Origin of the sequence: Parvibaculum sp. (assembly GCF_049671045.1) — a bacterium.
GTDB lineage: Bacteria > Pseudomonadota > Alphaproteobacteria > Parvibaculales > Parvibaculaceae > Parvibaculum.
Window position 1 is genome coordinate 1 of record NZ_JBATUH010000114.1, and the last position, 25021, is coordinate 25021.

The 25021-nt window shown below is 65.6% G+C and carries 27 protein-coding genes, 1 tRNA gene and 1 pseudogene; 22 read left to right on the forward strand and 7 right to left on the reverse strand.

The features are described 5' to 3' along the window. Positions 1–178: 178 nt before the first annotated feature. Positions 179–949: an SDR family NAD(P)-dependent oxidoreductase gene (locus WBG82_RS13435; protein ID WP_424425023.1), complete on the forward strand. Its 771-nt coding sequence runs from the start codon at positions 179–181 to the stop codon at positions 947–949. A 3-nt stretch (positions 950–952) separates the two neighbouring features. On the opposite strand, the gene WBG82_RS13440 is transcribed toward WBG82_RS13435, so the two are convergent. Continuing rightward, on the reverse strand, positions 953–1675 hold the full coding sequence (locus WBG82_RS13440) for a type 1 glutamine amidotransferase (protein ID WP_424425024.1): 723 nt from the start codon (positions 1673–1675) through the stop codon (positions 953–955). Positions 1676–1746: 71 nt separating this feature from the next. After that, a complete protein-coding gene (pip, locus tag WBG82_RS13445; RefSeq protein ID WP_424425025.1) occupies positions 1747–2712 on the reverse strand; it encodes a prolyl aminopeptidase in 966 nt (321 codons plus the stop codon). Positions 2713–3116: 404 nt separating this feature from the next. Between pip and WBG82_RS13450 the strand changes: the two genes are divergently transcribed. The 6 genes from WBG82_RS13450 to WBG82_RS13475 all read left to right on the forward strand — a co-directional run bounded on the left by WBG82_RS13450 (position 3117) and on the right by WBG82_RS13475 (position 9202). Beyond that, positions 3117–5108 (forward strand): ribonucleoside-diphosphate reductase subunit alpha, encoded by a 1992-nt coding sequence (locus WBG82_RS13450; protein ID WP_424425026.1) that lies wholly within the window; start codon positions 3117–3119, stop codon positions 5106–5108. A 44-nt stretch (positions 5109–5152) separates the two neighbouring features. Then, positions 5153–6112, forward strand: a complete 960-nt coding sequence (locus WBG82_RS13455) for a ribonucleotide-diphosphate reductase subunit beta (protein WP_424425027.1) — start codon at positions 5153–5155, stop codon at positions 6110–6112. A 54-nt stretch (positions 6113–6166) separates the two neighbouring features. Next, positions 6167–6355, forward strand: a complete 189-nt coding sequence (locus WBG82_RS13460) for a hypothetical protein (protein ID WP_424425028.1) — start codon at positions 6167–6169, stop codon at positions 6353–6355. A 12-nt stretch (positions 6356–6367) separates the two neighbouring features. Further along, on the forward strand, positions 6368–6796 hold the full coding sequence (locus tag WBG82_RS13465; protein ID WP_424425029.1) for an EamA family transporter: 429 nt from the start codon (positions 6368–6370) through the stop codon (positions 6794–6796). A gap of 41 nt (positions 6797–6837) precedes the next feature. Beyond that, positions 6838–7803 carry a hypothetical protein gene (locus WBG82_RS13470; RefSeq protein WP_424425030.1) on the forward strand — a complete coding sequence of 322 codons (966 nt, stop codon included), beginning with the start codon at positions 6838–6840 and terminating at the stop codon, positions 7801–7803. Positions 7804–7894: 91 nt separating this feature from the next. Further along, on the forward strand, positions 7895–9202 hold the full coding sequence (locus tag WBG82_RS13475) for an MFS transporter (RefSeq protein ID WP_424425031.1): 1308 nt from the start codon (positions 7895–7897) through the stop codon (positions 9200–9202). On the opposite strand, the gene WBG82_RS13480 is transcribed toward WBG82_RS13475, so the two are convergent. Next, on the reverse strand, positions 9088–9609 hold the full coding sequence (locus WBG82_RS13480) for a PaaI family thioesterase (RefSeq protein ID WP_424425032.1): 522 nt from the start codon (positions 9607–9609) through the stop codon (positions 9088–9090). The genes WBG82_RS13475 and WBG82_RS13480 overlap by 115 nt on opposite strands. Before the next feature lie 156 nt (positions 9610–9765). Between WBG82_RS13480 and WBG82_RS13485 the strand changes: the two genes are divergently transcribed. The 3 genes from WBG82_RS13485 to WBG82_RS13495 are packed head-to-tail and all read left to right on the forward strand — an operon-like array spanning position 9766 to position 12400. After that, positions 9766–10632: an ABC transporter substrate-binding protein gene (locus tag WBG82_RS13485; RefSeq protein WP_424425033.1), complete on the forward strand. Its 867-nt coding sequence runs from the start codon at positions 9766–9768 to the stop codon at positions 10630–10632. Continuing rightward, on the forward strand, positions 10632–11630 hold the full coding sequence (locus tag WBG82_RS13490) for a FecCD family ABC transporter permease (RefSeq protein ID WP_424425035.1): 999 nt from the start codon (positions 10632–10634) through the stop codon (positions 11628–11630). The genes WBG82_RS13485 and WBG82_RS13490 overlap by 1 nt, the downstream gene beginning before the upstream one ends. Continuing rightward, positions 11627–12400, forward strand: a complete 774-nt coding sequence (locus tag WBG82_RS13495; RefSeq protein WP_424425063.1) for an ABC transporter ATP-binding protein — start codon at positions 11627–11629, stop codon at positions 12398–12400. Before WBG82_RS13490 ends, WBG82_RS13495 begins: the two co-directional genes overlap by 4 nt. A 58-nt stretch (positions 12401–12458) precedes the next feature. Here the strand turns inward: WBG82_RS13495 and WBG82_RS13500 are convergent, their stop codons facing one another. Both WBG82_RS13500 and WBG82_RS13505 read right to left on the reverse strand, forming a co-directional pair. After that, positions 12459–13571 carry a ferritin-like domain-containing protein gene (locus WBG82_RS13500; protein WP_424425037.1) on the reverse strand — a complete coding sequence of 371 codons (1113 nt, stop codon included), beginning with the start codon at positions 13569–13571 and terminating at the stop codon, positions 12459–12461. A gap of 185 nt (positions 13572–13756) precedes the next feature. After that, complete coding sequence (locus tag WBG82_RS13505) at positions 13757–14530, reverse strand: IclR family transcriptional regulator (RefSeq protein ID WP_424425039.1); 774 nt, start codon at positions 14528–14530, stop codon at positions 13757–13759. Between the two features lie 103 nt (positions 14531–14633). On the opposite strand from WBG82_RS13505, the gene WBG82_RS13510 reads away from it, so the two are divergent. Continuing rightward, positions 14634–15512: a TIGR00730 family Rossman fold protein gene (locus WBG82_RS13510; protein WP_424425041.1), complete on the forward strand. Its 879-nt coding sequence runs from the start codon at positions 14634–14636 to the stop codon at positions 15510–15512. 71 nt (positions 15513–15583) lie between these two features. Further along, entirely contained in the window at positions 15584–17002 is a 1419-nt protein-coding gene (locus WBG82_RS13515) for a cryptochrome/photolyase family protein (protein WP_424425043.1), read from the forward strand. Between the two features lie 2 nt (positions 17003–17004). Here the strand turns inward: WBG82_RS13515 and WBG82_RS13520 are convergent, their stop codons facing one another. Beyond that, the gene (locus tag WBG82_RS13520) at positions 17005–17769 is read right to left on the reverse strand and encodes a TrmH family RNA methyltransferase (protein WP_424425045.1); all 765 of its coding nucleotides are present in this window, start codon (positions 17767–17769) and stop codon (positions 17005–17007) included. 242 nt (positions 17770–18011) lie between these two features. Here WBG82_RS13520 and WBG82_RS13525 point away from each other — a divergent pair, with 242 nt between their 5' ends. Next, on the forward strand, positions 18012–18341 hold the full coding sequence (locus WBG82_RS13525; protein WP_424425047.1) for a hypothetical protein: 330 nt from the start codon (positions 18012–18014) through the stop codon (positions 18339–18341). A gap of 62 nt (positions 18342–18403) precedes the next feature. Beyond that, on the forward strand, positions 18404–19594 hold the full coding sequence (locus WBG82_RS13530; protein WP_424425049.1) for a serine hydrolase domain-containing protein: 1191 nt from the start codon (positions 18404–18406) through the stop codon (positions 19592–19594). 36 nt (positions 19595–19630) lie between these two features. Here the strand turns inward: WBG82_RS13530 and WBG82_RS13535 are convergent. Beyond that, positions 19631–19705: transfer RNA gene (locus WBG82_RS13535), tRNA-Thr, on the reverse strand. 156 nt (positions 19706–19861) lie between these two features. Between WBG82_RS13535 and WBG82_RS13540 the strand changes: the two genes are divergently transcribed. The 8 genes and pseudogenes from WBG82_RS13540 to WBG82_RS13575 all read left to right on the forward strand — a co-directional run. Continuing rightward, positions 19862–20056, forward strand: coding sequence for a hypothetical protein (locus WBG82_RS13540; RefSeq protein WP_424425051.1), 195 nt, complete (start codon positions 19862–19864; stop codon positions 20054–20056). A gap of 111 nt (positions 20057–20167) precedes the next feature. Beyond that, on the forward strand, positions 20168–21442 hold the full coding sequence (gene murA / locus WBG82_RS13545) for a UDP-N-acetylglucosamine 1-carboxyvinyltransferase (RefSeq protein ID WP_424425053.1): 1275 nt from the start codon (positions 20168–20170) through the stop codon (positions 21440–21442). 49 nt (positions 21443–21491) lie between these two features. Then, a complete protein-coding gene (locus WBG82_RS13550) occupies positions 21492–21926 on the forward strand; it encodes a DUF2948 family protein (RefSeq protein ID WP_424425055.1) in 435 nt (144 codons plus the stop codon). Between the two features lie 27 nt (positions 21927–21953). Then, positions 21954–23246 carry a histidinol dehydrogenase gene (gene hisD, locus WBG82_RS13555; RefSeq protein WP_424425057.1) on the forward strand — a complete coding sequence of 431 codons (1293 nt, stop codon included), beginning with the start codon at positions 21954–21956 and terminating at the stop codon, positions 23244–23246. A 147-nt stretch (positions 23247–23393) separates the two neighbouring features. Then, the gene (locus WBG82_RS13560; protein ID WP_424425059.1) at positions 23394–23882 is read left to right on the forward strand and encodes a UPF0262 family protein; all 489 of its coding nucleotides are present in this window, start codon (positions 23394–23396) and stop codon (positions 23880–23882) included. A gap of 5 nt (positions 23883–23887) precedes the next feature. Then, a complete protein-coding gene (locus WBG82_RS13565) occupies positions 23888–24370 on the forward strand; it encodes a low molecular weight phosphatase family protein (RefSeq protein ID WP_424425061.1) in 483 nt (160 codons plus the stop codon). A gap of 102 nt (positions 24371–24472) precedes the next feature. Continuing rightward, entirely contained in the window at positions 24473–24691 is a 219-nt protein-coding gene (gene infA, locus WBG82_RS13570; RefSeq protein WP_324299234.1) for a translation initiation factor IF-1, read from the forward strand. A gap of 51 nt (positions 24692–24742) precedes the next feature. Further along, positions 24743–24934 (forward strand): annotated as a pseudogene (locus WBG82_RS13575) (Maf family protein); the annotation flags it as partial. Between the last annotated feature and the right edge of the window lie 87 nt (positions 24935–25021).

Consider the following 25021-nt stretch of genomic DNA (forward strand, 5'->3'; position numbering starts at 1 on the left):
GCCGAGCAAGGTCGGGCTCGATCTCGATCCGCCGCCGCCGCAAAGCGCGATGACGCTGCTCCGCCTGCGTGCGAACGAGATCAGGAATTCCGTGCGCGAGATGTTCCTGTCCTGATTTTGTCTCACCGGCCCGCTTCAGGCTATGTTGGCGTCAACGGGCAACTCTGGGAGGGTCGATATGGATCTGCATCTGAAAGGCAAGAAGGCGGTCGTGACGGGCGCGACGCGGGGCATCGGCCGCGCCATCGCGGAAACGCTGGCGGCGGAGGGAGCCGATGTCGCGATCTGCGCGCGCAATCAGCTACAGGTGAACGAGGCGGTCGAATCCCTGGAGAAGAAAGGCGTTCGCGCTTTCGGCGGCACGGTCGATATCGCCGATGCCGAGGGCTTCAAGACATGGATCGCGAGCGCGGGCCAGCTTCTCGGTGGCATCGACATTCTCGTCTGCAATGCCTCCGCGCTTCAGAACGGCAATACGGAGGAAGCCTGGAAAGCCTCCTTCGAGATCGACGTGCTGGGCGCCGTCCGCGCGACGGATGCGGCCATGCCCTTTCTCGAAAAGGCCGCCGAGCGGCATGGCGATGCCGCCATCATCATCATCTCGTCGATTTCGGCCGCAGAAACCACCTATGGCAATTCCTACGGCGCGCTGAAGGCGGCGCAGATCCACCTCGCCAAGGGGCTCGCCAAGGAAAAGGCGGCCAGGCATGTCCGCGTCAACACCATTTCTCCTGGTACGGTCTATTTCAAGGGCGGCGTCTGGGACATGATCGAGCAGCACATGCCCGACACGTTCAAGGATGCGATGCGCCGCAACCCGACGGGCCGCATGGCGACGCCGCAGGACATCGCGAATGCCGCGGCCTTCCTCGCAAGCCCCGTCTCCTCCTTCACCACCGGCATCAACATGGTGGTCGACGGGGCCATGACGAGCCGCGTGAATTTCTGAAGCCTACCCGGCAAGCTCCATCCAGCGCCGCATCACGCGCCGCGCGAATGTCTGTTGCGGAGTGAGCAGCGCGTCGATGGGACCGATCTTCTCGGCGACCGCCTCCGGCGGCACGCCTTGCTGGCGCGCTCGCTCGCTGAGCCAGCGATCGAGCGTCGCGCGCGTAAGCTCGAGATGGAACTGAAAGGCGTAGGTCCTGCGCCCGAGCCGGAAGGACTGGTGGCGGCAGCTTTCGCGCGTCGAGAGCCACGCGGCGCCCTCGGGCAGGTCGAACGTGTCCTGATGCCACTGCATGAGGCCGAGCCCGGGCTCGGCGTCATGGAGCAGCGCGTCGCCCGCCGCCGCTGGCAGCCAGCTTTGCGGCAGAAAGCCGAATTCGTCCTCGTCCATCCTGCGCACATCGGCGCCGAAGGCGCTTGCAACGAGCTGCGCGCCGAGACAGACGCCCATCACCGGCTTCGCGCCGGCATGGAAATCGCGGATGAGCGCGCGCGTCCTCTCGATGAAGGGATACCGCGCCGCTTCATAGACGCCCATCGGCCCGCCCATGATGACGAGCGCGTCATGGCCATCCATCGCCGTCGGCACATCGTCGAGCGGCGATGAAGGATCGCCATAGCCGTAATGGATGGTCTTCACGTCGCAATCGGCGCCCTGCCGGCGCGCTTCCTCGAGCAGCACGCCGGGCGGCGATGTCACATCATTGACGAGGAAGAGAATGCGCATGGCGAAACTTCGCGGAACCCCTGCCCTGGGCGTGATGGCCCGGTCGGCGGGCCGTCCGGCTTCGGCCTCCCTCAGGCCTTCGCGAAGCGGTCGCTCGCCCGCACCATGACATCGACGATGCCGGGTTCCGTCGCCGTGTGCCCCGCATCGGGCACGATGTCGAGTTCGGCGTCGGGCCAGGCTTTCGCAAGCTCCCAGGCGGTGAACATCGGCGTCACCACATCGTAGCGCCCCTGCGCGATCACGCCCGGAATGCCCTTGAGCCTGTGGGCATTGCGGATGAGCTGGTCCTGCGGCTCGAACCAGCCCCTGTTCATGAAGTAGTGGCACTCGATCCGCGCGAAGGCGAGGGCGAAATGCCCGTCGGAGAAGCGCGAGACGCGCTCAGGGTCGGAGAGGAGCGAGAGCGTCGTGCCCTCCCAGATGCTCCAGGCTTTCGCGCAGGCGATCTTCTCGGCCTCGTCGTTGCCGGTGAGCCGCTTGTAATAGGCGGCCATCAGATTGCCGCGCTCTTCCTCGGGAATGGGCGCGATGAAATGCTCCCACGCGTCGGGGAAGATCGCATCCGTTCCTTCCTGATAGAACCAGTGCAGCTCGCGCTTCCTGAGCGTGAAGATGCCGCGCAGGATGATCTCGGTCACGCGCTCGGGATGCGTCTCGGCATAGGCGAGCGCCAGCGTCGATCCCCATGAGCCGCCGCAAAGCTGCCAGCGCTCGATCTTGAGATGTTCGCGCAGCCGCTCCATGTCGGCGACGAGGTCCCAGGTCGTGTTCTCGCGCAGTTCGGCGTGCGGCGTAGAGCGCCCGCAGCCGCGCTGATCGAAAAGGATGATCCGGTAGGCGCGCGGATCATGCGTGCGCCGCATCGTCGGGTTGGAACCGCCGCCCGGCCCGCCATGAATGATGATGACGGGCTTGCCGTTGGGGTTGCCGCACTCCTCGAAATAGATCGTATGCAGCGCCGAGACTTTCAGTGTGCCCGTGCGATAGGGCTCGATCTCGGGATAAAGAGTGCGCCGTGCGGCCTCATCGAACATGGTTCACCTCGTCCTTTCGCTGCGGGCTAACGCACCGCGTCATGCCCGCCCATCGGCGCGCAGCGCTCCGTCTGCGGCGCCGGGAATCAAGCTCTTGATAAATCATCCAAATCTTGCCGGATGCAAGCCGCGTCCCTTGCGGACGCAAGGTTATTAACTACTTTTTTGACTCTCGCGCCCCACAAGTCGTTGACGTGAATCAAAGCGCGGCTACTATATCTGGACGCGCCGGGCTTCGGCGACGCGATATGAAGCAGGAGCCGGCGCAATCTCGAAATCATTGATTTCTGCCTGGTCTGGCCGGGCAGAGGGGCGGCGAGGCTTAAGCCTCTCCGGCGGAAGTTTTTGCGCTCTTTCGTGGCGGCGGATGAGGCGCAACGGGGCCAAAGAGGGGATCAGGCGAAATGCTGAACGATACGTCGAAAGCGGTCGATATGAGCGATGTCGAGGCCACCGTTTCTGCGATTATCACGGGCGAGCGCGCGCCGCGCCGGGCCGAGGCGCGCCGTCCGCGCGCCGATCTGCTCGAGCCTGAAATGCCCTTTGGCGAGATGGATCAGGCCGTGCAGCACGCGCATGGCTACCGCGTGAAGGTCGATCACGGCCGCGACGCGCTTCTGACCGAATTCGGCAAGGCGACGCTGACAGACCGCTATCTCATGCCGGGCGAGTCCTTTCAGGATCTCTTCGCGCGCGTCGCCTCCTACTATGCTGACGACGCGGCGCATGCCCAGCGCCTCTATGACTACATCTCGAAGCTCTGGTTCATGCCGGCGACGCCCGTGCTTTCCAATGGCGGCACGCAGCGCGGCCTTCCCATCTCCTGCTTCCTCAATGAAGCCTCCGACAGCCTCGAAGGCATTGTCGGCCTGTGGAACGAGAATGTCTGGCTCGCGGCCAAGGGCGGCGGCATCGGCTCCTATTGGGGCAATCTGCGCTCCATCGGCGAGACCGTGCATGGCAACGGCAAGACCTCGGGCATCATTCCCTTCATCCGCGTGATGGATTCGCTGACGCTCGCGATCAGCCAGGGCTCGCTGCGGCGCGGCTCGGCGGCGGTCTATCTGCCCATCGACCACCCGGAAGTCGAGGAGTTCATGGAGATCCGCCGTCCGACGGGCGGCGATCCGAACCGCAAGGCGCTCAATCTCCATCACGGCATCCTCGTCTCCGACGCCTTCATGCGCGCGGTCGAAACGGATGCCGACTGGGAGCTGAAGAGCCCGAAGGACCGCTCCGTGCAGAAGACGGTTTCCGCGCGTTCGCTCTGGATCCGCATGCTCACCTCGCGCATCGAGACGGGCGAGCCCTACATCATCTTCAAGGACACGGTGAACAACGCCCGTCCCGAGCATCACAAGCTCGCGGGGCTCGAGGTGAAGACATCCAATCTCTGCGCCGAGATCACGCTCCCGACCGGCATCGACCATCTCGGCCAGCAGCGCACGGCCGTCTGCTGCCTTTCCTCGCTCAATCTCGAAACCTATTTCGAGTGGCAGGATCACCCGACCCTCATCGAGGATGTGATGCGCTTCCTCGACAATGTGCTGCAGGATTTCATCGAGCGCGCGCCGGACGAGATGGCGCGGGCGAAATATTCCGCGGCGCGCGAGCGCTCCGTCGGCCTCGGCGTCATGGGCTTCCACTCCTTCCTTCAGGCCAACATGATCCCCTTCGAGGGCGTGATGGCGAAGGTCTGGAACAAGCGCATGTTCCAGCAGATCAAGACGCAGGCGGATGCCGCCTCGAAGAAGCTCGCCGAAGAGCGCGGCGCCTGCCCGGACGCCGCCGATTACGGCTTCAACGAGCGCTTCTCGAACAAGACGGCGATCGCGCCCACGGCCTCGATCTCGATCATCACCGGCGGCACCTCGCCCGGCATCGAGCCCATCGCGGCGAACTCCTTCACGCACAAGACGCTTTCCGGCTCCTTCAACGTGCGCAACCGCCATCTGGCGAAGATTCTGGAGGAGAAGGGCCGCAACGATGACGACACCTGGTCGTCCATCGTCGTCAATGGCGGCTCGGTGCAGCATCTCGATTTCCTGACGGACGAGGAAAAGGACGTCTTCAAGACCGCCTTCGAACTCGATCAGCGCTGGGTCGTCGAACATGCGGGCGACCGCGCGCCGCTGATCGATCAGGCGCAGTCGGTGAACCTCTTCCTGCCGGCGGACGTGCACAAGCGCGAACTCCACCAGCTCCACCTTCAGGCGTGGAAGAAGGGCGTGAAGAGCCTCTACTACTGCCGCTCGCTCTCGATCCAGCGCGCGGAGAAGGCCGAAATCGTCTCGCTCGTGCCCGCGAAGAATCTCGAAGTGAAAACGCTCGATCAGGTGGCGGCCGAAGGCCGCCGCGAAGCGGTCGAGTATGAGGAGTGCCTGGCCTGCCAGTAAGGCGTGGCCCGGCATGACGAACAGGTGAATTGGGAGCAAGGCTGATGTCCCTTCTCGAAGAACGTCTCGTCTACAAGCCCTTCCGCTATCCCTGGGCCTATGATGCGTGGCTGACGCAGCAGCGCATTCATTGGCTTCCGGAGGAAGTTCCGCTTGCTGACGATGTGAAGGACTGGGCGAAGAAGCTAACGCCCGGCGAGCGCAATCTTCTCACGCAGATCTTCCGCTTCTTCGTTCAGGCCGACGTCGAAGTGAACAACTGCTACATGAAGCACTATTCCGGCATCTTCAAGCCTACCGAAGTCGCGATGATGCTCAGCGCCTTCTCCAACATGGAGACGGTGCACATCTCCGCCTATTCGCACCTGCTCGACACCATCGGCATGCCCGAGACCGAGTACGAAGCCTTCCTCAAATATCAGCAGATGAAGGCCAAGTTCGACTACATGCGCGAATGGGGCGTGGCGACCAAGGCCGATGTCGCCAAGACGCTCGCCGTCTTCGGCGCCTTCACCGAGGGCGTGCAGCTTTTCGCCTCCTTCGCCATCCTGATGAACTTCCCGCGCTTCAACAAGATGAAGGGCATGGGCCAGATCATCACATGGTCGGCGCGCGACGAGACGCTGCACACGAACTCGATCGTCAAGCTCTTCCGCACCTTCGTCGAGGAGAACCCGGAAATCTGGACGGATGAGCTTCAGCGCGACATCTACAAGGCCTGCGAGACGATCATCCACCACGAGGACGCCTTCATCGACCTCGCCTTCGAGATGGGCGGCGTCGAGGGCCTCGAGGCCGGGGAAGTGAAGAGCTACATCCGCTGGATCGCGGATCGCCGCCTTGTTCAGCTCGGCCTTCAGGCCATCTACCGGATCGAGAAGAACCCGCTGCCCTGGATGGACGAGATGCTGAACGGCATCGAGCACACCAATTTCTTCGAGAACCGCGCCACCGAATATTCCAAGGCCTCGACGCGCGGCACCTGGGACGACGCCTTCGACTGACGGGGCAGGCCGCGCGGAGCCTTATCCCGGGCTTGTCCCGGGACAAACAGGGCCATGGCGCCATTGAGAGAAGGCAACATTCTCGAAGCTGTCATCCCGGGCTCGTCCCGGGATCCAGGTCCGCTAGCTCCGAACCTGCCGCTTCGCGTCGCCGCCCGCTGGCTCTTCCTGCGCCTCTCCACGCCCTTCGTCATGGTCTTCGCTCCGTTGATCTTCTACCTTGCGGTGGTGAAGCCCCTCTGAGCGGAGATGCCGATGAACCTCGCTGCGTCATGGCTTTTCTGGGCCTTTCTGTCCGCCTGCTTCGCGGCGCTGACCGCGATCTTCGCGAAGCTGGGCGTCGAGGACATCAATTCCGATCTCGCGACGCTCATCCGCACATTCGTCATTCTGCTGACGCTGGCGCTGATCCTCGCCGCGATGGGTGAGCTGAAACGGCCGGAGGCGATCACGGCCCGCACATGGGTCTTTCTCGTTCTGTCGGGCCTCGCGACGGGTGCCTCGTGGCTCTGCTACTTCCGCGCGCTGAAGATCGGGCAGGCGGCCCAGGTCGCGCCCATCGACAAGCTCTCGGTGGTGCTCGTCGCCATTTTCGGCGCCATCTTCCTCGGCGAGAAGCTGACCCTCACGGGCTGGGCCGGTGTCGGGCTGATCGCGCTCGGCGCCGTTCTCGTCGCGCTCTGAACCCGCTGTTCTCTGACCCCACGCCATCATAGGCTTCTTCCATGCGCCAGCTCATCGCCGCCCTGATCTTCTGCCTTCTTGCCGGCAACGCCCTCGCGGCGGAGCCCTGCGGCCCTCGCAAGGCGGCGGCGCCCGCGCTTCAGCGCCTCGAGGCGGCGATGGCGGGCCATCGCTTCGTCACCTACACGCCGACCTCGCTCAAGGTCGTCGACGGAAACGTGACCCACGCCGATGCGGAGAGCATCCGCGCCGATCTCATGGCACTGAGGCCCTGGTTCGATGCGCTCGTCACCTATACCGCGCGCGACGGCGGCGAGCTTGTGCCCGGCATCGCGCGCGAGCTTGGCTTCAAGGCCATCGTGATCGGCATATGGACGCCGGGCGACCCGGAGGAGATCCGCAATGCGCTGGCGGCGGCGAAGCGCTATCCCGATTTCGTCGTCGGCCTCTCGCTCGGCAACGAGATCGTCTTCGGCAAGCGCGGCACATGGGCCGAGCTTGCCCGCTATGTGAAGCTCACCCGCGAGCGCATGCCGACCCTGCCGATCACCGTGACCGAGCCCTTCGCGCAGTTCCTCGAAGGCGATGCGGGCGATGTGCGCTCGAGCCTCGACTTCATGCTGGTGAACGTCCATCCCGCTTTCGAGACGTGGTTCAAGACGGCGGGCGCGGAGAACTGGGCCGACTTCGTCGTCAAGGTCACGGAGAAGCTCGGCGGCGTCTATTGCGGGCCGATCCTCATCAAGGAGACGGGCGTGCCGACCGGCCCCGCCGATATGGGCTTCAGCGAGGCGAAGCAGGCCGCCTTCTGGCGCGCTCTCGAAGCGCAGATGAAGCCCTCGCGCGCGCGCGCCTTTTCCTATTTCGCCGCCTTCGATGCGCCCTGGCGGACGCAGGACTTCAATCCTGTGGCGGGACCGCATCCGGAAGAAGCCTATTGGGGCCTCTTCAGCGAAGCGCGCGCGCCGAAGTCCGCCGCTCAGGGGCTGACGAAGCTGCCGCGATAGGTCCGCCCTTTCCGCGCATCCGGTTCTTTGCACCTTTCCAGCCTGCGCCCGCTCGCCTAAGGTCACGCCCGGAAAGTCCGGGGGAGGGGAAATGAGCACGGTACTGACGGCTGAAGAGCGCCGCATCTTTTCGCGCGCGAGCAGGCGGATCATCCCGCTGATGATCGTGCTTTACATGGTGAGTTTTCTCGACCGCGTGAATGTCGGCTTCGCGGCTCTCACCATGAATGCCGATCTGGGCTTTTCGCCCACCGTCTTCGGCTGGGGCGTCGGCATCTTCTTCATCGGCTATTTCATCTTCGAGGTGCCGAGCAACATCGTCATCGAGAAGGTGGGCGCGCGCATCTGGATCTGCCGCATCATGCTCACCTGGGGCCTCATTTCCGGCGCCATGGCCTTTGTCGGCAGCGAGACGAGTTTCTACGTGCTGCGCTTCCTGCTCGGCGCGGCCGAGGCGGGCTTCGCCCCCGGCATGATCCTCTATCTGACCTACTGGTTTCCGGCCGAACTGCGCGCGAGGCTCTATGGCACCTATTTCGTCGCCATTCCGCTTGCGAGCGTCATCGGCGCGCCGGTATCGGCCTATCTGCTGGGCTTCGACGGCCATCTGGGCCTCAAGGGCTGGCAATGGATGTTCCTCATCGAGGCGGCGCCCGCCCTCCTTCTCGGCATCGCCGTGCTCTGGCTGCTGCCCGACGGGCCGGCGAGGGCACGCTGGCTCAGCGCGGAGGAAAAGCGCGTCATCGCCGATTGTCTCGCCCGCGACCGCGCGAACGCGCAGACCGATGCGCGCCATGCGCTCTGGCCGGCGCTGAAGGACGCTCGCGTCCTTCTCATGAGCCTCATCTATTTCGGCCTCGTCATCGGCCTTTACGGCATCAGCCTCTGGCTGCCGCAGATGGTGAAGGCCATGGGCTTCGGCAATGTCGCCGTCGGCTGGATCGTCGCCGCGGTCTATGCGGTCGCAGCCATTGCCATGCCGCTCTGGGGCGCATCGAGCGATCGCAGGCAGGAACGCATCTGGCACACTTCGATCGCGGCTTTCCTCGGCGCGGCGGGCTTTATCGGCGGGGCGTTCTTTTCCTCGCCCCTCCTCCTGATCCTGTCGCTTGGCCTTGCCGCCATCGCCGTCTATGTCTCCATCGTGCCCTTCTGGGCGCTGCCGCCGACCTTTCTCGGCGGCACGGCGGCGGCGGGCGGCATCGCGCTCATCAATTCGGTCGGCAATCTCGGCGGCTTCGTCGGACCCTATGCCGTCGGCTGGGTGAAGGAGACGACGGAGAGCTATTCGGCCGGCATGCTGGCGCTCGCGGCGGCGCTCGCGGCGGCGGGCGTGCTGACGCTGGTCGTGCGGCTCCAGCTCACGCGAAAGGCGGCCGTCGCGGCGCCCTCGGACTGAGGGGTGTTCAGCCCATCAGATAGACGCCGCGCCCGGATGCGAGAAGCTTGCCGTCCTCGCCCGTGATTTCGGTTTCGGCGGAGGAGACTTTCGAGCCGAGCTTGATGACGCGCGAGGTGGCGCGAATCCCCGCCCGTCGCCGGGCGGTGATAGTCCACGCGCAGATCGACCGTCGCGGTCGCCATCGACTTCGTCGTCAGGATTGCATAGAGCCCGCCAAGGTCGATGAGCGAGGCGAGAATGCCGCCATGCATCGACTTGTTGTTCGGGTTGGAAACGAATTCCTCCCGCCATTCGAGGCCGATGACGAGCCGGCCTTCTCCCGCTTCCTCGACCTTGAGGCCGAGCCAGCGCTGAAAGGGCGAAATGTCGAGAAAGTCCTGCCAGGTCTGAAGCGGCTCCGTCATCGGTCCGCCCTCCCGCCAGCGGCGGATCGTCCGCGCATGGAGCCCGCGCTCCGGCCGTGATAATGCTTGACCATGTGTTCCCGACCCTCCCACAAATCCCCTCTTCCGGGGGACGACCATTTCACCCGGCCCGCATGGAATGGCAAGAGCGGAAAGATGAAGCGTCTCGCCAGTCTTCTCATCCTGCTGTCGGCGGCTCTCGCGGCTGCTCCCGCCACGGGCGCGCGCGCGGGGGAGGCGGCGCCCCGGCGCGTCGTGTCGATCAATCTCTGCTCCGACATGCTGGCGCTCGAACTCGCCGATCCCGGCACGGTCAAATCCGTCTTCCGCGTGACGGCGGATCCGGAGGATTCGCCCGTCGCCGATCTCGCAAGGCGCCTGCCGCTCAACAATGCGACGGCGGAGGAAATTCTCTCGCTCAATCCCGATCTGGTGCTCGCGCATCGCTATACTTCGCCCTTCACCCTCGCCATGCTCAAGCGGGCGCAGGTGCCGGTGGTGCAGGTGAAGGATGCGGCGGATTTCGAGGATATTCGCGACAATGTGCGCGCCGTCGCCGCCGCTCTCGGCCATCCCGAGCGCGGCGAAGCGTGGATCGCGCGCTTCGATGCCTCGCTCGCCCGCTCCGCGCGCATGGCGCCTCGGCACCCCGTTCGCGCCGTCATCTATCAGGACCTCGGCGGCGCGGCGGCATCGGGCACCATTCTCGGCGCGCTGCTCGATCATGCGGGCTTCGAGAATGTCGTGAAGGCGAGTTCCGGCGGCGGCTTCATCAATCTGTCGATCGAGGAACTGATCGGGATGCGGCCGGATTTCGTCGCCGTCGGTGTCTATCGCGCGCATGAACCATCGCTTGCGCATGAGCTGCTCGTCCATCCGGCGCTGCGCGACTATACGGCGCGCTTCGCCCGCACGGTGGAGCTGCCCGCCAAGCTCTGGACCTGCGGCACGCCCTTCGTCACCGAAATTGCCGACAGGCTCGCCGCCGCCCGCGACGAGTTTGCCGCCGCGAGGGTCAATTGATGCGCGCCCGCCCGTTCCTCACCGTCAGCCTCGCGCTCGCCGCGCTCGTCGCGCTGCTCTTCCTCGCTTCGGTCTTTGTCGGCCGGGGCGGCGAATTGCTGTTCGGCAGGCTTCGGGCGATCGACGCGATCGACCGCGAACTCGCCTGGCTCATCCTTGAGGAAGTGCGCCTGCCGCGCGCGCTGCTCGGCCTTCTTGTCGGCGCGACGCTCGGCCTCACGGGGGCGGCGCTTCAGGGCCTGTTGCGAAACCCGCTTGCCGAGCCCGGCCTCATCGGCGCATCGAGCGGCGCGGCGCTGGGCGCCGTGCTCGTCTTCTATTTCGGCCTCGCGGCGGGATCGGGCCTGCTGGTGCCTTTTGGCGGCGTGGCGGGCGCGCTTGCAAGCCTCGGCGTTCTCTATCTGCTGGCGGGGCGCGATCCCTCGATCGTCACCATCATCCTCGCCGGTGTCGCCATCTCCGCCTTCACCTCGGCGCTCACCTCGCTCGCGCTGAGCCTCGCCGCCTCGCCCTATGCGGTTTACGAGATCATCTTCTGGCTTCTGGGCTCGCTCACCGACCGGAGCATGGATCAGGTGCGTTTCGCCGCGCCCTTCATGGCGCTCGGCGTGCTGCTCGTCGCCACGGCGGCGCGCGGTCTCGATGCGCTGACGCTTGGCGAGGATACGGCCGCGACGCTCGGCTTCGATCAGGCGTCGATCAAGGGGCGCGTCGTCATCGGCACCGGCCTTGCGGTGGGTGCCGCCGTGTCGGTCACGGGCGTCATCGGCTTTGTGGGCCTCGTCGTGCCGCATCTCCTCCGCCCGCTGGTGGGGCACGAGCCGGGACGGCTCCTCTGGCCGAGCGCGCTTGGCGGCGCGGCGCTGACGCTCGCCGCCGACCTCGTGGTGCGCCTTCCGCTATCGGGCCCCGAACCCAAGCTCGGCGTCGTCACATCGCTTCTCGGCGCGCCCTTCTTCCTCTGGCTCATCCTGCGCACCCGGCGGGAGGCGCCCTGATGAAGCTCATGGTGGAAAATCTGCGGGCGGCGCTTGGGGGCTCGCATGTTCTGCACGGCGTCTCTCTCTCAGCCGAAGCGCCGGGCTTCGTCGGTCTGGTGGGCCCCAACGGCGCTGGCAAGACCACGCTCGTCCGCGCCATCGCCAATCTCATTTCCTTCGAGGGCCGGATCGAGATCGACGGCTGCCCAGTCGCGGAACTCGAGCCGCGCGTTCGCGCGAAGCGGATCGCCTATCTCGCGCAAGGGGCGGAGAGCCATTGGCCGCTTTCGGTCGAACGTCTCGTGGCGCTCGGCCGCCTGCCGCATCTCGAGCCCTTTCGTGGGCCGGGCCCCGAGGACGAGGTGGCGATCGAACGCGCCATGGCGCTCGCCGATGTGACGAGATTCCGCCACCGCGACGTGCTGACGCTTTCGGGCGGCGAGCGCGCCCGCGTGCTGCTCGCCCGCGCGCTCGGCGTCGATGCGCCGCTCCTGCTTGTCGACGAGCCCGTGGCGGCGCTCGATCCCTATCACCAGCTCGGCGTGATGGAAGTGCTCCGCGCCTATGTCGCGCAAGGGCGAACGGTCATTGCCGTGCTGCACGATCTTTCGCTCGCCGCGCGTTATTGCGACCGGCTCATCCTGCTCGACGACGGGCTGATCCGCGCCGATGGCGCGCCGGGCGATGTGCTGACGCCTGAAAATCTCCGCTCGGTCTATCGCATCGAGGCGCTGATCGGCGGCGAGGGGCAGGGCTTCCACATTCTTCCGCTGAAGCGGGTGGAATGAAAAAGCCCTCCCGTCGCCAGGACGGGAGGGCTCGAAGTTTGTTCTCGATGGGCAGCTTTTATTCCGCCGCCACGTAGTTCCCGACCTTCTGGCCGAAATTGACGGCCTTGAGATATTCGATGCCCTTTTCGGCGATCGCATCTCCGACCATTTCGTCGCCCTCGCCCTTCAGCTCTTCCATGTCGACATAGACGGCATAGAAGGCGCGGGTGCGCTCAGTGATGATGCCGCCCTTGAGCAGCGTCTTGATCAGCACACGGAAGATATTGGTGCTGCTCGACATGGCCCTGCGGCGGTCGTCATCGGTGCGCGTCTTGAGGATGATTTCCTGCACTTCCTGCCAGTCGAGGCCGTACTTGGCGTAGATGTGCTTCTTCTGCTCGGGGCTGCCGAGGTTGAAGAGCAGCGTCTGGAAGCAGGTCGCGGCCCAATCCTCGATGCGGTTGCGCTCTTCCTCGTTGAGATGCGGAACCGTGCGGTCGGCCCAGATCTTGCCGAACTTGTGATGGAAGGCTTCGTCCGTCATCACGAGCTGGCAGAGATGGCGCAGCAGCGGATCGTTCGAATGGGTGTAGAGCGAGGCGAAGGCGCCCATGGCGAGGCCCTCGACCAGCATCTGCATGCCGACGATCTTCTTGTAGACTTCCGGCGCCAGCACCATTTCGGTAAGCAGGTTGCCGAGCGTCGGGCCGACCGGATAGGGCTTGCCCCAACGCGTCTCGATATATTTCGAGAAGCCGGTCACATGGCGCGCCTCTTCGCGCGTCTGGTTCGCGGCATATTCCTGCGCGCCCGGGTCCTTCAGGATGTGGCAAAGGCTTGCCGAGAGCGCGAGCGCGCCGGCCTCGCCATGCAGGATCGAGGAGAGCGACCAGCGCGTCGTGTCGTTCGCGAACTGGATCTTCTGCTGCTCGGTCAGCCGGTCGGCGATCGGCGTGTGCAGCTCGAGCACCTGGTCGAGCGGCATGATCGGCGTGGTGTCGAGGTCGAAGGGCTGGTTGTAGTCGATATATTTCTTGTCGAGCGGGTCCCAGAAGTGGTCATGGGTCGCCGAAATGATCTTGTCGAAGGCCGTCGAACGCCGGCCATAGCGATCGACGTCCATCATCGCCGGGAAGTCGTCGGGGGCGACTGCGTCGTAAGCGGCATCTTTGGTGATGTCGTTGCTCAAGGTTCTATCCTCTCCAATGGCCGCGCATTTCGGGGGCGAGCGGCCAAACTCCTCCATCCGGCGCGAGCCCGCACCGGCTGACTGTGACTCTGCGTCACAAGGGGGAAGGGCCAAACCCGATTCGTGCTTTTGTTTGAAAATAGGAAACGTTCGCAATTGCGAAAGGAAATGCCGGGCAGGCCTCGTCAGCCCGCGTCTTCCGGGTCGCGCATCTGCCGTCCGACCTCGCTTGCAAGGGCGAGAAGGTGGGGCAGGATTTCCGCGGCCCTCGCGGCGCTCAGCCGGTTCGAGGGTGCCGTGACCGCGAGCGCGAAGCGCGAAAGGCCGGGATTGGAAAAGAGCGGTACGGCAAGGCTCGCCGTCGTCGCGTCGAATTCGCCCTGCTCGTAGCGATAGCCTTCGGCGAGGATGCGCTCCGAAAGGTCGAAGATCGCCCTGAGGCTTCGCGGCGTCCTGGGGGTTAGCGGCGCCGGGGGACGGTCGCGATAGAGCGACTGCACGAAGGCGCGCTCGCGATAGGCGAGCAGCACCTGCCCTGCGCCACAGGCATGGGCGTCCATGCGCGGCAGTCTGGTGAAGGCATCGCCCCCGAGGTCGATGCCCCGCGCCGGGTCGATCGCCAGCGCCTGCGTGCCGTCGAGCCACGCCAGATAGACCTCCTCGCCAATGGCGGAACTGGCGCGCAGGACGAGGCCCCGCGCCGCATGAGAGAGCGTGGCGAGCAGCGTCACGCGGTCGGCGACGCGGAAAATCTTGTGGCCGAGCGTATAGCGCCCATCCTCCGCATCCTTGCGGACATAGCCGTGCCGCACCAGCACGGCGAGGTGCCCGAAGGCGGTCGAGCGGTGCATGCCCTCGGCACGCGCGATCTCGGCGAGGCTCATGGGCCTGCGTTCGCGCGAGAGCCGTTCGATCAGCGCCAGCGCCTTGTCGAGTGAGCTGTTTGCATACTGAGTCATGGGGGAGTCTTATCAGCCCCGGCGCGGCCCCGCGAGTGGCTGGAAACTGGGGTAGAATGGGCCTCGCGCCCTGCCCGGCGCGAACGGAACCGAGAAGGACGACATGAACGAGAAGCCCCATCCCCCCGCCGTCGAAACCGCGCAGACGCTTTCTCCCTCCTTCCGGCCGGCTTTCGACGATCCCGACTTTCTGCTGCGCGACGAGCTTCGCCCCGTTCGCCTTCAACTCGAACTGCTGAAGCCGGAGCTTGTGCTTCGCGATCACAATATCCGCTCGACCATCGTCGTTTTCGGCAGCGCGCGCGTGCCCTCGCCCGAGGATGCCGAATGCCATTGCGACGAGGCCGAGGCGGCGCTGGCCGTCGACCCGGACAATGCGGAGCTGCGGCGCGAGGCGCAGGCGCGCAGGAACCAGCGCGAACGCTGCCGCTATTACGAGGAGGCGCAGCGTTTCGGCCGGATCGTCTCCGAAGCCGCGCAGACGCCCGAGTGGCGCGACTATGTCATCATGACGGGTGGCGGTCCGGGCATCATGGAGGCGGCAAATCGCGGCGCCTCCGACGCGGGCCGTGTTTCGGTGGGGCTCAATATCAGCCTGCCGCACGAACAGGTGCCCAACCCCTACATCACGCCGGAGCTTGCCTTCCAGTTCCACTATTTCGCGCTTCGCAAGATGCATCTCCTGATGCGGACGAAAGCGCTCGTCGTCTTTCCCGGCGGCTATGGCACGCTGGACGAACTCTTCGAGACGCTGACCCTCGTCCAGACCGGCAAGATCGCGCCCATGCCCATTCTTCTTTTCGGCGAGGAATATTGGCGGCGCATCATCAATTTCGACGCCATGGTGGAGGAGGGCGTGATCTCCCCTTCGGATCTCGACATCTTCCGCTTCGTCGAGAGCGCCGAGGAGGCGTGGCACATCATCTCCACCTTCGAAAAAGGCGCGGGCGCCACGCCGGCCCCCGGCCATCAGCCGCTCTGAGCGGCTGATGATCCGCCGGATTTTGCACTGCGTAAGACATTGCCGGGACCACTTCTCAAATATCGAATGTCATGTCCGCCATCGTCTGGTTCCGTCAGGATCTGCGCCTTGCAGACAATCCCGCCCTCGCTGCCGCCACTCAGCGCGGTGAGGTTCTGCCCGTCTATATTCTCGATCCGGACATGGCGATCGGCGGCGCGTCGCGTTGGTGGTTGCATGGGAGCCTCGAGGCGCTTGGGCGCGATCTCGCGCGTCTCGGCGCGCCGCTCGTCCTGCGGCGGGGCCGGCCTCTTGATGTTCTGAACGCGCTTGTCGAGGAAACGGGTGCCGGCGCCGTTTTCTGGAACCGCTGCTACGAGCCCGAAATCATCGCGCGGGACAGCCAGGTGAAATCGTCGCTCGCCGCGCGCGGCATCGAGACGCGGAGCTTCAACGGGGCGCTTCTCATCGAGCCCTGGGAGATGAAGACCGGCGCGGGCGAGCCCTACAAGGTCTTCACGCCCTTCTGGCGGGCGCTCTCGGCGCGCTCGCCCTTCGATGCGCCTGCCCCGGCGCCGGATTCGCTGCGCGGGGCGCCCCACGTCGCGTCGGACGATCTCGCCACCTGGCACCTCAGGCCCTCGCAGCGCGACTGGGCAGTGGGGCTTCGCGCCACCTGGCAGCCGGGCGAGGCGAGCGCGCAAACGCGCCTCGTCGCCTTTCTCGAGGGGCTAGCCGCGCGCTATGGCGATCAGCGCGATTTTCCCGCCGTCGAGGCGACGTCGCGCCTCTCGCCGCATCTTCACTGGGGCGAAATATCGCCGCGCCGGATCTGGGCCTCGGCCGCCGCTTTCGCCCATGCGGAGCCTTCCGCATCGGCGGGCGTCGGCTCGTTCCTGCGCGAACTCGGCTGGCGTGAGTTCTGCGCCCATCTTCTTTTCCACTGGCCGGAGATCGCCTCGCGCGCATGGAAGCCCGCATTCGACGCCTTTCCGTGGCGGGCGGACCGGCAGGGCTTCAATGCCTGGGCGCGTGGGCGCACCGGCTATCCGATCGTCGATGCGGGCATGCGCGAACTCTGGCAGACCGGTTTCATGCACAATCGCGTGCGCATGATCGTCGCCTCCTTTCTTGTGAAGGATCTGATGATCGACTGGCGCGAGGGAGCGGGCTGGTTCGAGAACACGCTTGTCGATGCCGATCTCGCCAGCAATCGCGCCAACTGGCAGTGGGTGGCGGGGTCGGGCGCCGACGCATCGCCCTTCTTCCGTATCTTCAATCCGGTGACGCAGGGCGAGAAGTTCGATGCCGAGGGCGCTTATGTGCGCCGCCATGTGCCGGAGCTCGCCGGGCTCGACCGCCGTTTCATACACAGGCCATGGGAGGCGCCGAAACCCGCGCTCGACGAGGCGGGCATCGTGCTCGGCAAGACCTATCCCCTGCCGATGGTCGATCATGCCGCCGCGCGCGCCCGCGCGCTCGCTGCTTATGAGGCGCTGAAGCGGCGCTGAAGTCAGCGCGTCGCGAGATAGTGCGAATAGAGGGCGAGGCTCGCCGCCACCGTCGCGTTGAGCGATTCGACCGCGCCCGTCATCGGAATGGCTAGACGGCGGACCTTCAGCGTTTCGGGTATGCCCCGGCCTTCCTCGCCGAGCACGAGCCGCATGTCGCGCGGCCACGAGAAGCCCGCCATGTCCTCGCCCTCCGCATCGAGTGCGAGAATGGGACCGGCGCTGCCGCCAAGCTCCGCCCATGAAGGCCCGCGCAGAAGCGTGAGTTCGAATTGCGCATTCGCCGCCGCGCGCAGCGCCTTGGGGTGGAAGGGATGCGCCGCCTCCGCCATGAGCACGATGCGCGTGGCGCCGAAGGCCGCGGCGCTGCGAAGCGCGGCGCCGAGATTGTTCGGATCGCCGAGCGCACAGACAAGCTCGAGCCCCCGGGGCGGCGAGGCGAGATCGGCCTTGGGCATCTCGGGCGTCTTGCCGACGAGAAGCGGAAAGCCGGTGCCCGATGAATCGAGCGCATCGAAGATCGCGCGCGAGACACGGAACTTCTCGATATGGGCGGGGAGTTCCAGCCCCGCGACCTGATCGGGGTCGATGGCGATCACCGCATGGAAGCGCTGCGGATGGCGCGCCAGGGCTTCCGGCACCGCCTTGCGTCCCGCGAGCAGAAATTCCCCATGCTTTCTGATGCCGCGGCTCTCGACGAGCTGTTCCCATTTCTTCGCGTGGGGATTCTGGGAACTTTCGATGACGCGCCAGTAACCGCTGCTCATGTGCTTTCGATTTCTTCGGTGTTCGGTTGTGGTGTTCGGTTGGGGTGTTCGGTTGGGGTGTTCAGTCGGGGCGGCGCGACCGGCGCTGCCTTAATTGGCCCGCGGCGCACCCATTTATGCCGCTTTTTTGACGCGAAGCATATCTAGCCTGTCCGATCGGTAATGTTTGAAATTTCCACGCGGCTTCGGGCGAGTTTCGCCGGCCGCGTCCGCCGGAAAGGGCGGAAATAAGGACGTGAGAAATGAAGACGATCGGATTTGAGAGACGGGCCTCCTCGCGCGTGAGGAAGCTCATGCTCGCCGCGCTGGCGGCGTCGGCCCTGGCGACCGGCCTTGCGGCAGGCCCGGCGCTGGCCGATCCTCCGCGCCACAAGGCTCATTGGGATCGCGGCTATCATCGCGGCTGGGAACGCCACTATTGGGGGCCGCGCGGTTATGTCTATTGGGCGCCGGGCTACGTCTATCCGCCGCCGCCTGTCGTCTATGCGCCGCCGCCCGTCTATTACGCGCCGCCTCCGCCGCCCGTTTATTACGGCGCACCCTCGCTCAATGTGGTGATACCGATTCGCTGACCGGGCTTGCTTGCATCCCCTTCTTGTCCCGGCGACACTTCGCCCAATCGAGAGGGGGATTCATGTCCGGTCTGGTGAGTGAGGAAGTCGAAGGGCGGCCATTGCCGGTGGGCGGCTTCTGCGAGGAAGCCTTTGCGCCGGTGCGCCGCGCCTTCGTCGAGAATTTCACGCTGCGTGGCGAGCCGGGAGCCGCCATCGCGCTCATCGTTGGCGGCCGCGTGGTCGCCGATCTCTGGGGCGGTTGGCGCGACCGCGCGCGCTCGGCGCCCTGGCAGCGCGAGACGCTGGTGAATTTCTTTTCCATCGGCAAGGCGCTTTCCGCGCTCTGCGCGTTGAAGCTCGTCGAGAAGGGGCTGGCCGATCTCGATGAGCCGCTGGCGCGTACCTGGCCCGAATTCGCCGCCTGCGGCAAGGAGACGATCACGCTCCGCCATGCGCTTTCGCATCGCGCGGGCCTTCCCGCCATTCGCGCACCGCTTCCCGATGGCGCGATGCTCGACTGGCCGCTCATGATCCGCGCGCTCGAAGCGCAGACGCCCTGGTGGGAGCCCGGCACGGCCCATGGCTATCATGTCAATACGTTCGGCTATCTTCTCGGCGAGATCATCCGCAGGCGGATGGGTGTGACGCTGGGCACGCTGCTCCGTGACGAGATCGCAGGACCGCTCGGCGCGGATGCCTATATCGGCCTTCCGGTGGCGGAACATGGACGCGCCGCCGAATTTCTCTGGCCGGCGGTGAACCCGCCTGCGCCGGAAGGCGTCATGAGCGACGATGTGCTGATGAAGTGGAACACCTATTGGAACCCGCCGGGCATTTCGGGCGCGGGCTGGATCAATACTACCGCGTGGCGGAGCGCGGAAATCCCCTCGACCAACGGGCACGGCACGGCGCGGGGCGTCGCCCGCATCTATTCGGCACTCGCCAATGGCGGCGCCATCGACGGGGTCGAGGTCATCGCCCCCTCGCTTCTTCGCGAAGCCGTCACTGAACATTCCTATGGGCCCGACCGCGTTCTCGAGCGCGACTCGCGCTTCGGCCTCGGCTTCCAGCTTCCCCAGCCCGAGCGCACGCTGGGCCCCAATGCGGGCGCTTTCGGCCATTTCGGCGCGGGCGGCTCGCTCGGCTTCTGCGATCCGGAGGCGGGCGTCGCCTTCGCCTATGTCACGAACGACATGGGTCCGCGCTGGCAGAACCCTCGCAACAGGGCGCTGATCGAGGCGATCTATCTCGGACTGGAGGGGAAGGGCTGATCGGAAGAGAAAGGCCGGGGTTGCCCCGGGGAGGCATGGTGCTGTTGGAGAGGATTGAACTCTCGACCTCTCCCTTACCAAGGGAGTGCTCTACCACTGAGCTACAACAGCATCACATTGCGGCCTTGCGCCGGCGGGCGACGCGAGCGGGCGGAAAGTGCCACAGGGTGCCACCCCGCGCAAGCATGGAACGGCAAAGTTGACGAGCCCTTTCCATTCGGCCCATATGCGCGTTATTGCCAGCTTCCGAGGTTCAGGGCCAGCGCCATGAGAGACAAGCCGCACGACAATCAGGGCCGCCGCCAGCCGGGCCAGGGTCCGGCCCGCGCCCAGCAGGCGCGCGAGGCGCGGCTTGCCGAAGCGCTGAGGGCGAATCTGCGCAAGCGCAAGGCGCAGGCAAAGAGCCGCGCAGCCGAATCGGTCCCCGGGCAGGACTCGAAAACATCCCCCGAGGCAGAGTGATTTCTCGCTCTTTGCGGCCGGAGCGGCGTGACTCTTCGGGCCTCCGCCCCTATAAAACGGGGAACACCCGGAGCGCATGAGCCTTCGGGCTTCCGCTCACCGGACCCCATCATGGACACGATCCACATTCGCGGCGCCCGCCCGCTCAAAGGGGCGATCCAGATCAGCGGCGCGAAAAATGCCGCGCTCCCGCTGATGACGGCGGCGCTTCTGACCGACGAGGCGCTGACCCTCACCAATGTGCCCCAACTCACCGATGTGCGCTCGCTGATGCGGCTCCTTGGCGTGCTCGGCAGCGAGATCGAGCGCGTGACGGGGCCGCATGGCGACGCGCTGACGATTCGCACCGCGACCATCCGCTCGACCACCGCGCCTTATGAGATCGTCTCGCAGTTCCGCGCGAGCTTCTGGGTGCTGGGCCCGCTGGTCGCCCGCTGCCGGGCGGCCAAGGTGTCGCTGCCCGGCGGCTGTGCCATCGGCGCGCGACCCGTCGATCTCTATATCAAGGGCCTGCAGAAGATGGGCGCCGAGATCGACCTCGTGGACGGCTACGTCCTCGCCAGCGCGCCGGAGGGCCTGAAGGGCGCCATCATCCGCCTGCCCATCGTCTCCGTCGGCGTCACCCATACGCTGATGATGGCGGCGACCCTCGCCGATGGCGAGACGATCATCGAGAACGCCGCGCGCGAGCCCGAGGTCACGGACCTCGCCAACTGCCTCGTCGCCATGGGCGCGAAGATCCAGGGCATCGGCACCTCGACCCTGAGGATCGAGGGCGTCGAGCGCCTCCACAGTGCCACGCACCGCGTGATTTCCGACCGCATCGAGGCGGGAACCTATGCGATCGCGGCCGCCATGACCGGCGGCGATGTGACGCTTGCCGGCGTCGAGCCGGAGATTTTCGAGGCGGCGCTGTCGCTGCTGCGCGCGGCCGGCGTCGGCGTCGATGCGCGGCAGGGCGAGGTGCGCATCTTCCGCAATGGCGAGCGGCTTCAGGCGACGAATGCGGTAACGCAGGTCTATCCGGGCTTCCCGACCGATCTGCAGGCGCAGTTCATGGCGCTGATGACGACGGCGGCGGGCGAATCCGAAATCACCGAGACGATCTTTGAAAACCGCTTCATGCATGTGCAGGAGCTGGCGCGTTTCGGCGCGGACATCTCGCTTCACGGCGACAAGGCACTGGTGCGCGGCGTCGAGAAGCTGAAGGCCGCGCCGGTCATGGCGAGCGATCTGCGCGCCTCCGCCGCGCTCGTCATTGCGGGCCTCGCGGCCGAGGGCGAAACGGCCATCAATCGCGTCTATCATCTCGATCGCGGTTTCGAGCGGATCGAGCAGAAACTCTGTGCCTGCGGCGCCGAAATCTGGCGCGCCAAGGCGTCCTGAAACGAGGCGTCCTGAAACTGTGGCATCCTGAAAGGAGTGTCGGGCCGATATGAGCGGATTGCGCCTCAGCGCGGAAGACAAGGCCGATCTCGAAGTCATCTCCGCCTGTCTGCAGGATGCGGTGACGCAGGTGCGCGATCTCGTCTTCCTGCCGCAGGCGCGCCGCTTCGCCATGGTGGTCAACCGCTTCCGCTGGGAGACGGAGGGCCGGCGCGGGAAGACCCATGAGCGCTCCCGCGCCGGGCTGCATTTCGAGAATGTGCTGAAGGCCCGCGCGCGCAATATCGCGCAGGGAAAGCCGGAGGGCGTGCTCAATCTGCTCGCCATCGGCTTCGAGGAGGTCGATGCGCCGTCCGGCATCGTGACCCTTTCCTTCTCGGGCGGGGGAGAGATCAGGCTTGAAGTCGAGGCTCTCGATGTGCATCTCTCGGATCTCGGCCTCGTCTGGGAGACGGGCAACCTTCCCACACATGATGCCGACTGACTTTTTCCGGTTGAGAGACCCTGAGCCATGGCCATTCGACTAGATGCTTCGGCGCCGGATTTTTCCGAAGCCTTTGAAACGCTCCTCGGCGCCAAGCGCGAAGCGTCGGTCGACGTCAACGACGCCGTGGCGAAGATCATCGCGGATGTGCGCGCCCGCGGCGACGAGGCGCTCATCGAACTGACGAAACGCTTCGACCACATCGCGCTGACGCCCGCGGCCCTGCGGATCGCGGATGGCGAACTCGACGCCGCGCTCGGCGCCTGCGACAGCGAAACGCTCGAGGCGCTCCGCATGGCGAAGGCGCGCATCGAGGCCTATCACGCGCGCCAGAAGCCCGAGGATGGCCGCTACACCGATGCCGAGGGCGTGGAACTCGGCCATCGCTGGACGCCGGTCGGCGCCGTCGGCCTTTATGTGCCGGGCGGCACGGCGAACTATCCAAGCTCCGTGCTCATGAATGCGGTGCCGGCAAAGGTCGCCGGCGTGAAACGCGTCGTCATGGTCGTTCCGACGCCGGACGGCAGGATGAACCCGCTCGTGCTTGCGGCCGCGCGGCTCGCGGGCGTCGATGAGGTCTACCGCGTCGGCGGCGCGCAGGCCGTGGCGGCGCTCGCCTATGGCACGGCGACGATCCGGCCCGTGGACAAGATCGTCGGCCCGGGCAATGCCTATGTCGCCGCCGCCAAGCGCCAGGTCTTCGGCCTGGTCGGCATCGACATGATCGCGGGGCCTTCCGAAATTCTCGTCGTCGCCGATGGCGAGAACGATCCGGGCTGGATCGCGGCCGATCTTCTTTCGCAGGCCGAGCATGACGAAAGCTCGCAGTCGATCCTCATCACGGACGATGCCGGTTTTGCCTCGCGCGTCGAGGAGGCGGTCGAGGCGCAGTTGAGGGAGCTTCCCCGCGAGGCGACGGCTCGAAAGAGCTGGACGGATTTCGGCGCCGTGATCGTCGTGAAGACGCTTGCCGATGCGGTGCCGCTCGTCGACCGCCTCGCGCCGGAGCATCTGGAAGTGGCGCTCGCCGATCCCGAGCCCTTCGCCGCGCGGGTTTCCAATGCGGGCGCGATCTTTCTCGGCCGTTACACGCCGGAGGCCGTGGGCGACTATGTGGCGGGATCGAATCACGTCCTGCCGACAGCGCGCAGCGCGCGTTTCTCCTCGGGCCTCAACGTGCTCGATTTCATGAAGCGCACCTCGATCGTGCGCTGCGATCCGGCTTCGCTGGCCGCAATCGGGCCTGCGGCCGTGGCGCTCGCGAAAGCCGAGGGGCTCGATGCGCATGGCAGATCGGTATCGATCCGGCTCAATAAATAGGCCCGGCCGCCATCGGGCCGTTCGGCCGGACGCCGAAATCCTTCATCGCGACAGGCGAGGGCCGGGCGATCCGGCCGTCCCGCTCGCTTCGATCCGCCAAATCGGCTTAAAGTGACGAGCGCCTGCAAGAGAGCCACAGACGAGGGCATGGACAGTTCGCGAGACAGATCGACCTTCAGAATCGCCGAGCTTGTGCTCGACGAACGGACGGTCGTGCGCCGCAGTCCTGATGTCGAGCACGAACGCAAGGTCGCCATCTTCGATCTGCTGGAGGAAAACAGCTTCGCCCCCGTCGGCAGTCCCGGCGGGCCCTATGTCCTCCATCTCGCGATCGAGGAAAACCGCCTCGTCTTCGACATCCGTCTCGACAAGGCGACGCCGCACGGCAAGGTCATGCTGTCGCTGACGCCCTTCCGCAAGATCATCAAGGATTATTTCCTGATCTGCGAGAGCTACTACGACGCGATCAAGACGGCGGCGCCTGCGCAGATCGAGGCGATCGATATGGGCCGGCGCGGTCTTCACAATGAGGGATCGCAGCTTCTGAAGTCGCGCCTCGACGGCAAGGTCGATATCGACTTCGACACGGCGCGGCGGCTCTTCACGCTGATCTGTGTGCTGCACATCAAAGGTTGAGCCCTATGAGTTCCAGGACGCAGCCGGGTTCCGTGCTCTTCGTCTGTAATCTGAATTCAGTGCGCTCCCCCATGGCGGAGGCGCTGATGAAGTCGATCTGCGGCAAGCGGATCTATGTCGATTCGGCGGGGCTCGCGCCCACCGAGCGCGATCCCTTCGTGCTCGAGGTGCTGAACGAGATCGGCGTCGACATGGCTGCCGACAGGCCGATGAGCGTGGAGGATATCGGCATCGGCTCCTTCGACCTCATCGTCTGTCTGACCGAGGAGGCGCGCGAGCGCATCTCCGCCGAGTTGCGGGGAGAGGCGGTCGAAATCGAGTTCTGGCCGACCATCGACCCCTTCGCCGCGGGCGAGCGGGGGAGCCGCGAACAGAGGCTTCATGCCTATCGCCAGCTCCGCGAGGAGCTGCGCCGCATGATCTCGGATCGCTTCGCGGGCGGCGAAAAAGCCCGGACAGGCGGCGCGGAGCGCCGAATCCCGCGCTAAATCAAGGGTTTGCGCGTGTTTAGTGGGCCAAAAGTCGCCTCTCCCTCTTGATTTTGGCTGGCTTTGTGCTCATTCTCCCGGCCAAATCTCGAAGGAATTTGAATGTCCAAGGAAGAGCTGCTTGAGTTTCCGGGCGTCGTGACGGAGTTGCTTCCGAACGCGACGTTTCGCGTCAAGCTCGAGAACGATCACGAAGTCATCGCCCACACCGCCGGCAAGATGCGCAAGAACCGCATCCGCGTGCTCGCGGGCGACAAGGTGCTTGTTGAAATGACGCCCTACGATCTCACCAAGGGCCGGATCACCTATCGCTTCAAATAAGCGCATGGCGGGGTTTCTCCGCGTGAGCGCGTGCCCCTGGCGCCGTCCGAGATGACCTCTCCCGCAAAGCCCCGCCTCATCCTCGCAAGCGCATCCCCGCGCCGTCTCGCCCTTCTGGAGCAGATCGGTATCGTGCCCGATGCCGTGGCCGCCGCCGATCTCGACGAGACGCCGGCGCGGGGCGAGCTGCCGCGCACCCATGCCCGGCGCCTGGCGCGCGAAAAGGCCCGGACAGGCGGCGCGGAGCGCTGAATCCCGCGCTAAATCAAGGGTTTGCGCGCATTTAGCGGGCCAAAAGTCGCCTCTCCCTCTTGATTTTGGCTGGCTTTG

Coding starts and splice junctions, on each gene's coding strand:
- WBG82_RS13435 (WP_424425023.1), top strand. CDS start 179: ATGGATCTGCATCTGAAAGGCAAGAAGGCGGTCGTGACGGGCGCGACG.
- WBG82_RS13440 (WP_424425024.1), bottom strand. CDS start 1,675: ATGCGCATTCTCTTCCTCGTCAATGATGTGACATCGCCGCCCGGCGTG.
- pip (WP_424425025.1), bottom strand. CDS start 2,712: ATGTTCGATGAGGCCGCACGGCGCACTCTTTATCCCGAGATCGAGCCC.
- WBG82_RS13450 (WP_424425026.1), top strand. CDS start 3,117: ATGCTGAACGATACGTCGAAAGCGGTCGATATGAGCGATGTCGAGGCC.
- WBG82_RS13455 (WP_424425027.1), top strand. CDS start 5,153: ATGTCCCTTCTCGAAGAACGTCTCGTCTACAAGCCCTTCCGCTATCCC.
- WBG82_RS13460 (WP_424425028.1), top strand. CDS start 6,167: ATGGCGCCATTGAGAGAAGGCAACATTCTCGAAGCTGTCATCCCGGGC.
- WBG82_RS13465 (WP_424425029.1), top strand. CDS start 6,368: ATGAACCTCGCTGCGTCATGGCTTTTCTGGGCCTTTCTGTCCGCCTGC.
- WBG82_RS13470 (WP_424425030.1), top strand. CDS start 6,838: ATGCGCCAGCTCATCGCCGCCCTGATCTTCTGCCTTCTTGCCGGCAAC.
- WBG82_RS13475 (WP_424425031.1), top strand. CDS start 7,895: ATGAGCACGGTACTGACGGCTGAAGAGCGCCGCATCTTTTCGCGCGCG.
- WBG82_RS13480 (WP_424425032.1), bottom strand. CDS start 9,609: ATGACGGAGCCGCTTCAGACCTGGCAGGACTTTCTCGACATTTCGCCC.
- WBG82_RS13485 (WP_424425033.1), top strand. CDS start 9,766: ATGAAGCGTCTCGCCAGTCTTCTCATCCTGCTGTCGGCGGCTCTCGCG.
- WBG82_RS13490 (WP_424425035.1), top strand. CDS start 10,632: ATGCGCGCCCGCCCGTTCCTCACCGTCAGCCTCGCGCTCGCCGCGCTC.
- WBG82_RS13505 (WP_424425039.1), bottom strand. CDS start 14,530: ATGACTCAGTATGCAAACAGCTCACTCGACAAGGCGCTGGCGCTGATC.
- WBG82_RS13510 (WP_424425041.1), top strand. CDS start 14,634: ATGAACGAGAAGCCCCATCCCCCCGCCGTCGAAACCGCGCAGACGCTT.
- WBG82_RS13515 (WP_424425043.1), top strand. CDS start 15,584: ATGTCCGCCATCGTCTGGTTCCGTCAGGATCTGCGCCTTGCAGACAAT.
- WBG82_RS13520 (WP_424425045.1), bottom strand. CDS start 17,769: ATGAGCAGCGGTTACTGGCGCGTCATCGAAAGTTCCCAGAATCCCCAC.
- WBG82_RS13525 (WP_424425047.1), top strand. CDS start 18,012: ATGAAGACGATCGGATTTGAGAGACGGGCCTCCTCGCGCGTGAGGAAG.
- WBG82_RS13530 (WP_424425049.1), top strand. CDS start 18,404: ATGTCCGGTCTGGTGAGTGAGGAAGTCGAAGGGCGGCCATTGCCGGTG.
- WBG82_RS13540 (WP_424425051.1), top strand. CDS start 19,862: ATGAGAGACAAGCCGCACGACAATCAGGGCCGCCGCCAGCCGGGCCAG.
- murA (WP_424425053.1), top strand. CDS start 20,168: ATGGACACGATCCACATTCGCGGCGCCCGCCCGCTCAAAGGGGCGATC.
- WBG82_RS13550 (WP_424425055.1), top strand. CDS start 21,492: ATGAGCGGATTGCGCCTCAGCGCGGAAGACAAGGCCGATCTCGAAGTC.
- hisD (WP_424425057.1), top strand. CDS start 21,954: ATGGCCATTCGACTAGATGCTTCGGCGCCGGATTTTTCCGAAGCCTTT.
- WBG82_RS13560 (WP_424425059.1), top strand. CDS start 23,394: ATGGACAGTTCGCGAGACAGATCGACCTTCAGAATCGCCGAGCTTGTG.
- WBG82_RS13565 (WP_424425061.1), top strand. CDS start 23,888: ATGAGTTCCAGGACGCAGCCGGGTTCCGTGCTCTTCGTCTGTAATCTG.
- infA (WP_324299234.1), top strand. CDS start 24,473: ATGTCCAAGGAAGAGCTGCTTGAGTTTCCGGGCGTCGTGACGGAGTTG.